Origin of the sequence: Erwinia persicina (assembly GCF_019844095.1) — a bacterium.
GTDB lineage: Bacteria > Pseudomonadota > Gammaproteobacteria > Enterobacterales > Enterobacteriaceae > Erwinia > Erwinia persicina.
The window spans coordinates 2,826,311-2,838,939 of record NZ_CP082141.1 but is presented as its reverse complement, the minus strand read 5'-3'; the positions used below and the strand labels follow the sequence as shown (position 1 = coordinate 2,838,939).

Here is a 12,629-nt window from a genome sequence, read left to right as displayed (position 1 = left end):
AGGCCGGCGGCGGGCTGTATTTTGCTGTGCACCGCCGCTCTTGCTTTAAGGCGGCGTGAGCAGGTCGCTCATCCGCCGTCCCGCATCCCCCCTGTGTGACTAAAATCTGCCGGCGTCATCCCCATTCTGTGGCGAAACATGGCAATAAACGCAGAGGGATCGTGGTAATCCAGCTGTGCAGAGACGTACTTTACGCTTCGCCCCTCCTGCAGCAGACGGAGCGCCATGATAATTTTCTTTCGGCTTTTCCACTCGTTGAATGAAATACCCGTTGCCTGAGTGAAACGTCGTGAGAGTGCCCGTTCGCTCAGGCTCAGCCGTTGTGACCACTGTTTCAGAGAGCAGAGCGTACCCTCATCCTGGGTCATTTCGGCGGTCATCAGCGTGACCAGCGGATCGTCTCCCGATCCCATGGGCAGATAGCAGGTGAACTCATCGCATAATGCCAGCTGCTCAATAAAGACCTTCACCAGCGAGCGATCCTGTCTGCTGACCGGATGGCCGATCTCCCGCAGAGAAAAATCGTGAATCACCGCACTGGCAATCAGATTCAGTTTAAGTGCGGTCGCTCTTTCAGGTAATGACAAACATAAAGGCGGCGCAATATTCACGATAATATAATGTATATCTGTTTTTGCGACGGAGGCATGTTCAGTATTGGGGGGCAGCCATAAGGCATATTCCGCTGTGGATAAATAAATCAGTGAAGACGCGCGGATCTCGGCCACACCTTTAATGGCATACATCACCTTTCCCCAGGGAAGACACTTTTCAGGAAATACCGTTCCTGCAGGCCAGAACTTGCGGCGAAACCAGATTGTTTTCGGTGGCATCCCGGAAAAAAATGACTCCGTACCCATCCTGAACCTCGGCAGTGATGAAATGACATGGCCGCTAATCATAACAGGCAGTCCTGTTTGCGGCATTTATCTAAATATGCCCGGCGTTATGCTGTACAGGTGAGTTTTATTTATCCGCGAGGAGAAACCTGTGTCTGGAAAAATGATTGACCTGTCTGTACCCCTGATGAGTGGAATTCATTCAGACCCGCCGATGTTCCTGCCGGAAATTGACTATGTGGATCATAAAGCCGGTGCGGTGCAGCTGGCTGCCTCGTTTACGGGTGTGCAGCCCGGTGACCTGCCGCAGCACGAGGGGTGGGCGGTTGAGTTTGTGCGCATGAGCACGCACGCGGGCACGCATATGGATGCCCCTTACCATTATCATTCGCATATGGAGGATGGCACGGCGTCTAAAACTATTGATGAGATCCCGCTGGAGTGGTGCATTGGCCCGGGTGTGAAGCTCGATTTTCGTCATTTTCCAGACGGTTATGTAGTCACTGCCCAGGATATCAGGGCGGAACTGAACCGCATCGGACACGTCCTGGCCGCCGGGGATATCGTGCTGGTGAACACCGCTGCAGGAGGGCGCTATGGCCAGCCTGATTTCCTGTCGTCAGGCTGCGGGATGGGAAGGGAAGCGACACTGTTTCTGACCGGGTGCGGGGTTCACGTGGTGGGCACGGACGCATGGAGCTGGGATGCGCCTTTCTGCCATACGGCGGAAACCGTTCGCCAGACGCGGGATGTTTCTCTGATCTGGGAAGGGCATTTTGCGGGCAGCGTCCGGCCTTACTGTCAGATTGAAAAACTGGCTAACCTCGTTCGGCTGCCTGCGCGTGGTTTCACCGTCATCAGTTTACCGGTCAAGGTGTATAAAGCGTCCGCAGGCTGGACGCGTACCATCGCTATTATCTAATTCCAGGGAGAAAATGATGTCACGTATTATCTTATCCAGCGTTGATCGTTTAACCGCGGCTGAGCGGGAACAGTACGCCCGCTTTCCGGCCAATCTGACGCTGGGGTTATTAAGAACCACCTCCTCTGTCGGAGGATATCTCTCCCTCGGCGCGTCTTTTCCTGCCGGGAAACTGGAGGACAAAGATCGCGAGATGGTGATTATGCGCGTCGGCGCGCTGAGCCATAGCCCCTACGAGCGTATGCAGCACTATCCGCTAGCATTAAAAGCGGGCTGGAGTGAGGAAGAGATTCACAATATTGAACGCGGGGTGGTGAACGGCGACAGAAACAGTGCCATTCTCAGTTTTGTCGAGGAGTGTGTTAACCAGGTCAAAGTGTCCGCCAGCACGTTCCGTCACGTGGCGGAATTCTATGACGACACGCAGCTCGCTGAACTGACGCTGCTGATTGGACATTATATGATGACGGCACGATTCCTTGAGACGCTGGAGATTGATCCGGACGAGAAGGCCACCCCCTGGGATGGTCTGTCCGTATAGGCCGTCACGGCAAGCGCGGCCCGTGGGACGCGCTTGCCGGCCACGCCTGCTCTCTGTCAGGCGGCTTTACTGCTGCGTCGAATCAAGACAAGTGCGTCAGTCAGCCGCGCTTTATCAGCATCGGTCAGGTGCGGGGCATGCAGTAACGTGGCAATTACGGCCCGATCTTCACCGCTAAATCCCCCGGCCAGCAGACGCTGCGCGATCGCCTCCAGTATGCGTTTATCCTGAACGGAGATCGACGTTCTGACCTCCTCCAGGCTTCGGGACGGGGTGGCAGAGCCCGGCTGAGATAACCAGTCTGCGAAATAACGATACTGAATGGCTTTGGCGACATCCATTTGCGCCTGAATAAAAGGCATCACCGAGGCCGGATCCAGTTGGGCCTCCTCCGCCTGTTTTTGAGCAAGCGACAGAACCTTTTCTTCCCTGACCCGGTCTTCAACGGGCAGGTGGTGGGTGGCTTTGTAGCTCGCCACCTCTTTCATATCCAGCATGCGCTGATTCATCGCCGCCGTCAGCGAAGACATGGCACTGGCGGTTGAGGAGGCGGCGAATACAGAGCCAGCCATCATTAACGATGTGATTAACAGAAGGATATAGGGCATAGATGTCTCTTTATCGGTGACGAATTCAGAGCGTTCAGCTTACACGATGAATAGTACCGGTTGGTGACAGTTTCATTGCCGGTTGTCCTGGTTATCATCAGAATTGACTGAAAGTTAACCGGATTGCATCGCTTTTATAAGAAAGCCCCGGCGCCAGGCGCTGTTTCCTTGATCCCTGGCAGGGAGGTCACCGCCACTGCTTTCATTACCCAGACGTTGTCAACGATGCACGTCCGCTACCCGCGAGAAGGGGACATCCAACCCGAGTGAGGGCTGATTTTGAATGACCAAAACAAGCGCTCTTATTCAGTACTAAAAAGATGATAATGTTTCATAAAATATCTCATGCCGCGCAGGAAAGGTGTTGAAATGAAGGGATCGTGTTTGTGTGGAACAGTGGAATTTGAACTCACTCAAAAACCTGTAATGTTTTATCGTTGTCATTGCTCGCTATGCAGAAAGCAGAGTGGGGTAGGTTACAATCTCGCCACACTCGTTAAAGACAGTGAGTTTCGCTGGATTAAAGGAGAAAACTGTATCGCTTCATGGTCTAAGCCAACAGGCTACCGTACAGACTTTTGCAATGTATGCGGCTCAACGGTGCCTAATACTCTGCGAGACGTACCTTATGTCTGGATCCCTGTTGGTTTAATTGACGAACGTCTTGAAATGGAATGTGCAGGAGACTTCTGCACTGATGATGCAAGGCCCTGGGATGAAACCCGCTCACACCGTGTCCACGCTGGACCTGTTGCGTCGCTGGCATCCCTTTTAACGTGCCTGAAACTCACTGCCTAAACGTCCGCTTTTTGCATACGGCGGTGTTTTGAGAGCGACTTCCCACTGTGGCCGGGAGCGGGCTGGGATTACCAAAAGAGCATCACTATAAATGCCCGGAAATATTCGATGATCAGCAAATTTTTTCAATGATAAAGGGCTCTTAATGGACAGGATTGATGAATTAAAGGCGAAATATCCCGGCGCGAATAGCTGGCAAATGGGTGACAGCCCTGAACTGGCTGATGAACTCGCCACCCTTATTATAAAAGGGATTAAAACGGCCTCATGTGGATCTTTTGCCTCTTATCAGCAGGAAGAACCTGCCCCGAAAATGGGGAGTTATAACATTATCCTGAATGGTCAGAATGTACCGGTATGCGTTATCCGATTGGTTTCGATGCGACTGGTGCGTTTTTGTGATGTTACCGAGGCGTTTGCCCGAAAAGAGGGCGAGGGCGATTTAAGCCTCGAACACTGGCGGAAAGAGCATCAGCGATTTTTTACCCGGGAAGGTTATTTTGCTGATGATATGGAGCTGATCACAGAAGAATTTGAGGTGGTTGAGGTTCTGTGAACCTGACCCACTTAAAAAAACAGGTGTCCCGCCATTGTCTCTGAGGTGAGAATGCCCCCTTTGCTCTGGTGCAGGCCCGACGACACACTTTTTGGAAGCCATTATGGATAAGAAAGCCAGGAACATTCTCTTCAAAACGTATTGGGGCAGCAGCGGCTGGCTCTCTGAATATAAGACCGATCCCGAAGACTTTGTGTATGCCAGGGCCCGGGGCGTGATGTTCGATCCGGTCAACGTGACCCACGACGACTGTCTGCAGACAATCCTGGCCATAGCGAAACGGATGCCGCCCATCAAAGCGTCGCACGCCTTTCTGTCCAGCCTGTCCACAAAAAGACTCGACTGGCGGTCAGGTGTCGCCTCATACCATCTCGCCCGTCAAATGAGCCCACATCAATACACGCCGGTGGTCAGCGGGCAAAGTTTTAGCCCGGACGGTGCCATATGCAACACGAGCCATACCTGCTCCGTGTGCCGGGATGTCGTCCCCGGGCTGACGATGGGTGATGAACGGTATACGAATGAGGACCTCAACATCCTCAATTTCGAACGACTGAAGTGGGGCGGTGTCCGTCACGGCCAACTGATCTATACGTGGTTTGATCTGCACGCACTGGACGGTGCTGACATTCCCGACCCGACGGATGAGGACATCATGATCCTTGAGCGCATCCTCTCGACGATCGCATCAAGCCAGCCGGGCGATCATGCCGGTACGCTCGAAAAGCGACTGGCGGCCGCCGTTAAATCGTCAAAGAACGAGCGACGTACCATCATCAATATCCTGGGCAGTCTGGACGTGCTCAGGCCTGCATCATTCGACCGCCCGGTTCACGGCAAGAGCGACTGGTCAGCGGCGGCCGCTGCATGGCGTGGGGAAGATCGCTATGACAGGGACGCTGTTCGCCTTCACTTTGGCGACTGGTTGCGTTGCTGATTCAGGCTCTGCCGCGTTAACGGAGTCAGGCGTTGACGGGCAGATTGAGTGGAAAAGGGCCTGAGTTCATTCGGCTTTAATGGCGTTTACGCCAGTGCTGGCAGTGGAATACATGAGCATCCTTAGACATGTCATCACCTCGCTCAGTTAATCGTTTAATGGATAACATTTTGTCCAGTTGTAGTTGACCCTTGCTAAGGTCAATTCCCCGGCAACATCGCCAAAATTAATAGCCTGACGTTCAATAAAAAAGTGACGTACCGTTGCGGGTAAATAAGCAGCACCGTAACGTAGAAGAGTGCTGTGCCAGAAGGGGGCCGGTAATGGGCTGCCGGTATGACGCATCAGCACCTCATTTTTCCACTGAGAATCCAGAATCCTTTCGCAGAATGACTGGCGCATGGTTGTGGCAGGATGCTCTGGAATGCCCGCAAGCAACAACTGCCTGGGTAACGCAACTAGTCGGAGATCCCTGATAACAATTTTTTTCGCATGAAATTCAGTCCAGATATGTGTTAATTGATCCACCTTCGCGGGCAATCGCTCGTTAACGTTATACAGCGGCAGCGTCAGGGGTAAGAAGGTGAAATGGAAACCGTGTGTTGGCAGAATATCGGCAAGCGGATCCTCCTTTGTCAGTCGTTTCAATTCATCCATAAGACGTGAGACAGACAAGGACAAAGGCGGCCGTATGCCTGCTGCAAGGGCCAGTTTTACCGGATCGTAGTCGTTTTCTTCTCTGATTTCTCCGATCCCGGCATTTTTCGTCCACGTTGCGATGGTGTTCTCGTTTGCAGAACGATACATGTCTTGCAGACGTATTAATGTCATGACAAACCTCTAATTATTTCTCCTCCGCCATGGCAGGAGCTGACCTTATTACGTATTTCCCCGATTCAGGCCAGCAGCCACGGCCAGAAGTAACGCGGCCGCCGCCAGCCCACAGGCCAGCCAGAGTGTATCTGTCAGGGCCAACCTATCGACGATCAGCCCCCCGATCCAGGCTCCCAGCGCAATCCCGGCATTGAATACCCCGACATACAGCGCAGCGGCAATCTCCACGGCGCGGGGGGCGGCTTTCATCATCCAGGTCATCAGTCCGACCGAAAGCCCACCGTAAGCCAGCCCCCAGAAGATGACCACACCACTTCCTCCCGTGACCGATTGCCCGGCGGTAATGAACAGTAACGGCGTTAACACCAGCCCTGCCGCCATCACTATCAGGGTGAATATCGTATAGCGTGTTGCGGTGATACCCGCCAGAAAGTTACCTGCAACGCCAGCGATACCGTAGGCAAACAGGATGGCACCTATCCCCTGCGTATCAAATTCTGATACTGAGATCAGGAGCGGGCGCACAAAGGTAAAGGCGACGAAATGGCTTGTTACGAGTAGTAAGGTCAGGAACACGCCCGCTTGTATTTTGCGGTTGCCAAGCAGAGCAATGAACTGGCTAAGGTTAGCCGAACCCGTAACGGGCAATGACGGAATCACCGCAAGGTGGAGTGCCAGCACCAGTGCGCTGAAAAGGGTCATGATGCCGAATGCCCAGCGCCAGCCCATAACATCGCCAATAAACGCCCCCAGGGGGACGCCCAATACCGATGCAGCAGCAACACCACCGAAGATGATGGCGGTTGCCAGGCCAATAGCCTTCTCCGGAACCAGACGCGAAGCAAGCCCCCCCGCGATGGCCCATATCCCACCCATGCAGAAGCCGAGCAGGATGCGGGCGACGAGCATCACCATCAGATTAGGCGCCAGCGCGGAGGCAAGGTTTGCCACAACCAGCAACGCCAGCAGGCCACACAGTATCCACCGGCGATCTGTTCCACCCGATGCAATGACGACGAATGGCGCAAATAAAGCGGCCAGCAAGGCGGGCAGGGAGATCATCAGACCTGCGCTTCCTGTGGTCATGTTGAGCGTACCGGCGATGGCGGTCAACAAACCCACCGGGAGCATTTCTGTTGTCACCACAGAGAACGTCGCCAGACCAACGGCGATAACCGCTGTCCAGGGGTTGCGAACGCATTGCATGGCAGAACATGTATTCATCATTCAGATCCTAAAAAGCGCACGCAATCAGGCGCGATAATCCTGTTTGTGCAGGGTTAAATAGCTTAAAAAGGCCATAAGCAGCACCACGGTGCCGGCACCTAAGGCGACGCAGAACCCCGCCCGGGCTCCCCCGCTGTCGACAACCTGACCGGCGAGGGCCGCGCCCAGCGCAACGCCTACATTCAGCCCGGCCAGCAGCCAGGTCATGCCCTCTGTGAGCTGGCTTTCAGCAACCTGGCGTTCAATAAGTGACATGGCCACGATCATGGTCGGGGCGAAAAAGAGGCCTGCCACCAGCACGGCTGCCGTCAGCGCGGTAAGATGGGTGACCAGTATCAGTGGGACCGTGGTCGTGGCCGTTGCCAGCCCGCCCAGCCACAACAGCCGGTGGAGTGGGGTCTTCAGTTTGAGCGAGCCATAGATCAATCCGGATAAACACGAACCCACGGCATAGGCGGATAACACCAGGCTGGCCGCCGCCGGGTGCCCCCGTTCTACAGCCCAGGCGACACTCACGATATCCACCGTGCCGACAATGACGCCCATCGCCACCATCAGCAGCGCCAGCCGCCGTACGCTGGTCATCCTGATGACCGAACCCGGGGCCATTTTGCCGCAGGAGACGGTCATTACCGGGGGTTCCGTTCCGCGCTGTAGCACCAGGGCAAACACCCCTGAAAACAGCAAAAGTGCGGCGAGCAGCAGACCCGACTGGGGAAACAGCGTGAGGGAAAGGCCAATCGAGAGGGGCGGGCCAACAATAAACGTCAGTTCATCCAGCACTGTTTCAAGCGAATAGGCTGTCTGCAAACGCGGCTGGCCCCGGTATAGCAGCGTCCAGCGTGCCCGTACCATGGCCGACATACTGGGCATAAACCCCGCCAGTAATGCGCCGGTAAACGGGACCCAGCTGGCAGCACGCCACCAGGAACAGGCGATAAGGATGACAAAGCCAGCAACACTGATCGCCGTAGCTGCAGGCAAAACGCGGTGCTGCCCATAACGATCCACATAGCGGGAAATCTGCGGTGAAAGCAGGGCGTAGGTCAGAACAAAGGTGGCGGCAAGGGCTCCCGCCAGCGCATAGCCTCCGTACTGTTGCGAAAACAGAGTAATAATTCCGATGCCTGTCATCGGCAACGGGATGCGTGCGAGCAGACCCGCCATAGCAAAATGTGCCGCGCCAGGCGCAGTAAAAAGGTCTCGATACAGATTAGCCATCATCTTCTCCGGTAGCATTTGCTTGCCACAATGCGGTGACAAAGCGACAATACATACAACGCGTATGAATCCAATCGTATATTCATACGGAGTGTTTGTAAATAATCATTCATGTCGTATGTAAGGAGCAAAGTATGGTTCGCCGGACCCGCGCTGAAATGGAAGAGACAAGAGCCACATTGTTAGCCACTGCCCGTAAGGTTTTTCGTGAATATGGCTACGCTGATACCTCAATGGATGACCTGACGGCGCAGGCCGGACTGACCCGTGGTGCGCTTTATCATCATTTTGGTGACAAAAAAGGCTTGCTGGCGGCCGTTGTGGAACAGATCGATGACGAGATGGACCAACGCCTGCAGACGATTTCCAGTGATGCAGACGATGCGTGGGAGGGGTTTTGCAACCGCTGCCGGGCTTACCTCGAGATGGCGCTGGAGCCTGAATTTCAGCGTATTGTGCTGCGTGATGCCAAAGCGGTGCTGGGGGGGGCTTCCCCTGAATCACAGCGTCATTGCCTGGCGTCCATGCGGGGCCTGATTCACGATCTGGTTCAGCAAGGTGTGGTGGAAGATGTCGACCCAGAGGGATTGGCCTCTCTGATTTACGGGAGTCTGGCAGAAGCGGCATTCTGGATTGCTGACGGTGATGAGAGCAATACGAAGCTGACACAGGGCATTACCGCGCTGAACCTGCTACTTCGCGGATTGCGACGGACTGGCTGACAATCAGGCTGACATGTGCGGGGAGGGGGGCCGCGACTGGTGACAAGCGATCATCAAGGCGTGTTGACCCGCGTTGATCGCAGAGTGGACGTTAAATTTCCTGGGGCTCTTTAGACGATGAGTCTGTTCCAGACTATTTTCCACTCTGTCCCAGTCACTGAATAACTGTTCCATAATCATTAAATATTTTCATCAACAGCACCCTGGGTATTCCTTTTGCGGAGATTCTGAAACTCGTGCTCAGGCGCGAGGCAATAATAGCGGAGGTAAGTTTGTTACCGTCATAGGCAATGGTCATCTGCTTTCCGATGTTCTGCCGGGTCATGGTCGATAATTTCTTCCCACATTCATCGGTGAATCGCATGATGATATTCTCATTGTCCACTTCATCTGCCTCAACATATTCAATGGACTCTACACATCCAAAGTCGAAGGACGTCTTTTCCCCTGAGATCGAAAAATCAAAATCGCCTTTTGCTGCAACCGATGTCAATGGAATGAGTGCTACGATTAACAACGCCCCAGCTTTGATATACATCATCATCCCCTTGTTTTTGAAAGAATTCTTAATCAACCCTAATAAAAGGAAGCCAATCGGCTTCTCATAAATTAGCATATCGCAATTTCAGCAGCATCAGTTCCTGGCACAAGGCAGGTATACACCTGCGGGATGTCCGCTTAGCGCGAAGAGCGGACATCAGGCTGGCACAAAAACTATTAGTCTTTGCCTCGCTAATCACGTTGATTCAGCTACACGCCTCTCAGTGTTGCTGATTCCCTTTTATTGAGCAGGCATAAGCATCACTAAGGAATCGTGTTCAACTGGAAGGTAAATGACTGATGATAAATTCAGGTTCATAAAAAACAGGAAAATTAACTGATCTTGCAATAAAACAGACTTTATGAATTTCATGGTGAATAGCCGTTGCAGCATCGAGATTTATACCGGCCTGAACCGTAATTTTTGGCCTGAGTATGGCTGAAATAAAGCGACCTGCCCCCCCTTTTAAAACCTCACCTGTGGCTACCGGTGAGTCTTCATAATCCAGCACAGTGATGCCAGCATCTGAGGCGAGATGCAGATACCACAGCATATGACAGGCAGAAAGAGAGGATATCAGGAGATCTTCAGGGTTCATTTTACCAGGGTCGCCGCCCAGCAGTGGGTCATTTGAGCAATGAATGGTTTCCTTTCCGGTTATGGCGATATCCCATGTCCGCGCATATGACTTATAGCCCGATGTGCCCGTGCCCAAATTCCCTGTCCACGAGATATGTGACGTATAAACATGTTCCATTAATTTGCCGAACCTCTCTAAATGATGAAGCCATACATTCAAAATTGCGAAGCATCGGCCACTTTTCTTGATTCGTAATGAACGATACGGGCATCTGCCTACAAGGTTGTCATAAAAGCTGAGTTTATGGAATAATGGTATACCATTTATTTTATAAAAAGTAGACTCAATGAGCATAGTTTCTCTATCAACCGCTGACATGCTTGCCCAGGAGCTTAGACGTTTAATTAACAACGGTTCATTGCAGGATGGAGATCGGCTGGTTGAAAGGGACCTTGCCAGCCGGTTTTCTGTCAGCCGTATTCCGTTGAGGGAGGCTATACAGCAGCTTCAGCGGGAAGGTTTAGTTGAGGTTTACAGAAACCGTGGAGCGGTAGTAAAAACACTTTCTGTCACCGATGTGGATGAAATTTACCAGCTCCGGGCTTTGATGGAAGGTGAGGCTATTTTTCAAAGTATGCAGTACATCGACTCTGAAACGATTAAACGAGCAGAGCTTGTCCATAAATTTCTGGGGCGTACATCGGACCCCGTACAGCAAGGTTTATATAATCGGGAGTTTCATGAATTACTGTACCGAAAGTGTAAAAATCAGCGTCTGCTGAAGATGATAAATGAGTTACAACAACAAATTGAAAGATATGAGGTTTTTCAACTTCGTTTAGTGTCGGATACCCTTAAATTTCAGGTAGAACATGAGCATATTTTAAGCGCCTGTCAGCAGAGCGACCCAGCCGGTGCGCGCGAATATACCGTCAAACACATCCTTTCAGCAGGGCTGACTCTGCAATCTTATATTCCTGGCCGTGAAATACCTGCGACATACTGATGCTAAATTAGCGTAATTTTACCGCTGTAACGTCCGCTTCTGGCACGAAGCAGACTGGCAAGCAGGGCGATGTCCACTGTGTGCCAACAGCGGATATTGTTCTCTTGCAACATTATGCGTTAATCACTGGGGATCAGGTCGTTCTTTAGTAGACCGATACGTTTTCTGAATGCCAGTTAAACGCAAACGTTGTGACTGGTAAGAGAGTTACTGACATAGCGGTGAATCACCAATGCTGGCGGGTCATTCGCAGGAGGAACATTTACTGTTCCAAACCAGACAGGATTAGCCGGGCAGACGGAGCCACAAATGTAGGCAGGTATGCCCGCAAACTTACCAGCTATTGGTCTGTGGACATGGCCTGTAGAAATGGCGAGTAATCTGCCCGGGGCGCATCTAATCAAATCTTCCATCTCAGGTAGACCTCTGCACATCGTTTCATCTAGCGTTGGTATGCCAGATGCAAACACGTGATGGTGCAGAAACAGCAATGACGGAGGGCTGTCTGCGTCGCTAAGTTGATTATCCAACCATTCCAGATGGTCAGCCACACTGCCGTAATCCTTATAATCAATCGTCGAATCCAGACCAATCAGGCGAATGCCTCCAGTGTCATGGACAAAGTGCAGAGCCTCTCCTTGGGCATCGTGCGCCCACCTATTCTCACCCCAAACAGAACGCATCATACTGCGGTCGTCAGAGTTACCTGCCAGGATCAACGAAGGATAATTTTGCTGATTCAGGCGGTCGGCTATCTGTTTATAACCTTCCTGCCAATGCCCATCCGTAATATCACCGGTAAGTATCAGTACATCCGGTTTCAGATGCGTAAGCCAATTTAGTACCTGGTCAAACCGAAACAGATGATCATTTTCGGGTGAGGCGTGAATGTCTGAAATCTGCGCTATCAGCATAAAGACCTCATACGATTACTGTGTGGGGAACAAGGCCGTGATTCATGGCCATGAACCCGGTTTCCAATTTCATGTTTTTCACCACTATGACAACAGTGGAAAGACTAATGAGGATCAGTAATTCAAAAGTTACGGTGAATCAGATTGGCTGAAAAGGCGGTCGGGAATTCACAATGAATCGCTAAGTTCAATTCCGACTGTTCAGAGCCAATGTTAGCAGGGATGCGTAAGGTCCGCTCCTCGCTCAAAGCTGCCTGTCAAAGTGGTCAAGCTCTACTACAGCTCAGAGGTACAAAAAACCACCTTAACGTACAATAATTTCCGATCTCCCAACTGACCCCTTTTTTGCTTATGAATGTTCCTAACAACATTTTCCCACCCAG

Annotated in this window: 15 protein-coding genes; 7 read left to right on the top strand and 8 right to left on the bottom strand. The window is 52.2% G+C overall.

The window, feature by feature from the left end; translation table 11 throughout:
• Window positions 1-68: 68 nt before the first annotated feature.
• On the bottom strand, window positions 69-746 hold the full coding sequence (locus K6L24_RS12915) for an AraC family transcriptional regulator (RefSeq protein ID WP_245006685.1): 678 nt from the start codon (window positions 744-746) through the stop codon (window positions 69-71).
• A gap of 244 nt (window positions 747-990) precedes the next feature.
• On the opposite strand from K6L24_RS12915, the gene K6L24_RS12910 reads away from it, so the two are divergent.
• Together K6L24_RS12910 and K6L24_RS12905 are read left to right on the top strand one after the other, a co-directional pair.
• Window positions 991-1,761, top strand: coding sequence for a cyclase family protein (locus K6L24_RS12910; RefSeq protein WP_245006684.1), 771 nt, complete (start codon window positions 991-993; stop codon window positions 1,759-1,761).
• A gap of 16 nt (window positions 1,762-1,777) precedes the next feature.
• Window positions 1,778-2,302, top strand: coding sequence for a carboxymuconolactone decarboxylase family protein (locus K6L24_RS12905; protein ID WP_187509681.1), 525 nt, complete (start codon window positions 1,778-1,780; stop codon window positions 2,300-2,302).
• Between the two features lie 56 nt (window positions 2,303-2,358).
• Here the strand turns inward: K6L24_RS12905 and K6L24_RS12900 are convergent, their stop codons facing one another.
• Window positions 2,359-2,910 (bottom strand): chorismate mutase, encoded by a 552-nt coding sequence (locus K6L24_RS12900; protein ID WP_222681540.1) that lies wholly within the window; start codon window positions 2,908-2,910, stop codon window positions 2,359-2,361.
• 369 nt (window positions 2,911-3,279) lie between these two features.
• Between K6L24_RS12900 and K6L24_RS12895 the strand changes: the two genes are divergently transcribed.
• The 3 genes from K6L24_RS12895 to K6L24_RS12885 all read left to right on the top strand — a co-directional run bounded on the left by K6L24_RS12895 (window position 3,280) and on the right by K6L24_RS12885 (window position 5,201).
• The gene (locus K6L24_RS12895; RefSeq protein ID WP_072277412.1) at window positions 3,280-3,708 is read left to right on the top strand and encodes a GFA family protein; all 429 of its coding nucleotides are present in this window, start codon (window positions 3,280-3,282) and stop codon (window positions 3,706-3,708) included.
• 145 nt (window positions 3,709-3,853) lie between these two features.
• Window positions 3,854-4,264 (top strand): ASCH domain-containing protein, encoded by a 411-nt coding sequence (locus tag K6L24_RS12890; RefSeq protein ID WP_222681539.1) that lies wholly within the window; start codon window positions 3,854-3,856, stop codon window positions 4,262-4,264.
• 103 nt (window positions 4,265-4,367) lie between these two features.
• Window positions 4,368-5,201, top strand: coding sequence for a hypothetical protein (locus K6L24_RS12885; RefSeq protein ID WP_222681538.1), 834 nt, complete (start codon window positions 4,368-4,370; stop codon window positions 5,199-5,201).
• A gap of 147 nt (window positions 5,202-5,348) precedes the next feature.
• Here K6L24_RS12885 and K6L24_RS12880 read toward each other — a convergent pair whose 3' ends face one another.
• Genes K6L24_RS12880 through K6L24_RS12870 form a run of 3 tightly spaced genes read right to left on the bottom strand, consistent with a single transcriptional unit; the run spans window position 5,349 to window position 8,483 of the window.
• On the bottom strand, window positions 5,349-6,032 hold the full coding sequence (locus K6L24_RS12880; RefSeq protein WP_222681537.1) for a hypothetical protein: 684 nt from the start codon (window positions 6,030-6,032) through the stop codon (window positions 5,349-5,351).
• A 48-nt stretch (window positions 6,033-6,080) separates the two neighbouring features.
• Window positions 6,081-7,259, bottom strand: a complete 1,179-nt coding sequence (locus K6L24_RS12875) for an MFS transporter (RefSeq protein WP_222682329.1) — start codon at window positions 7,257-7,259, stop codon at window positions 6,081-6,083.
• 27 nt (window positions 7,260-7,286) lie between these two features.
• Entirely contained in the window at window positions 7,287-8,483 is a 1,197-nt protein-coding gene (locus K6L24_RS12870) for an MFS transporter (RefSeq protein ID WP_062743628.1), read from the bottom strand.
• Between the two features lie 134 nt (window positions 8,484-8,617).
• Here K6L24_RS12870 and K6L24_RS12865 point away from each other — a divergent pair, with 134 nt between their 5' ends.
• Entirely contained in the window at window positions 8,618-9,205 is a 588-nt protein-coding gene (locus K6L24_RS12865) for a TetR/AcrR family transcriptional regulator (RefSeq protein ID WP_118664288.1), read from the top strand.
• Between the two features lie 154 nt (window positions 9,206-9,359).
• On the opposite strand, the gene K6L24_RS12860 is transcribed toward K6L24_RS12865, so the two are convergent.
• On the bottom strand, window positions 9,360-9,821 hold the full coding sequence (locus K6L24_RS12860; protein ID WP_222681536.1) for a SecDF P1 head subdomain-containing protein: 462 nt from the start codon (window positions 9,819-9,821) through the stop codon (window positions 9,360-9,362).
• Window positions 9,822-10,023: 202 nt separating this feature from the next.
• Complete coding sequence (locus tag K6L24_RS12855) at window positions 10,024-10,503, bottom strand: OsmC family protein (RefSeq protein WP_033768219.1); 480 nt, start codon at window positions 10,501-10,503, stop codon at window positions 10,024-10,026.
• A 169-nt stretch (window positions 10,504-10,672) separates the two neighbouring features.
• On the opposite strand from K6L24_RS12855, the gene K6L24_RS12850 reads away from it, so the two are divergent.
• Window positions 10,673-11,332, top strand: a complete 660-nt coding sequence (locus K6L24_RS12850) for a GntR family transcriptional regulator (protein ID WP_222681535.1) — start codon at window positions 10,673-10,675, stop codon at window positions 11,330-11,332.
• 176 nt (window positions 11,333-11,508) lie between these two features.
• Here K6L24_RS12850 and K6L24_RS12845 read toward each other — a convergent pair whose 3' ends face one another.
• A complete protein-coding gene (locus K6L24_RS12845; protein ID WP_062743624.1) occupies window positions 11,509-12,246 on the bottom strand; it encodes a metallophosphoesterase in 738 nt (245 codons plus the stop codon).
• Between the last annotated feature and the right edge of the window lie 383 nt (window positions 12,247-12,629).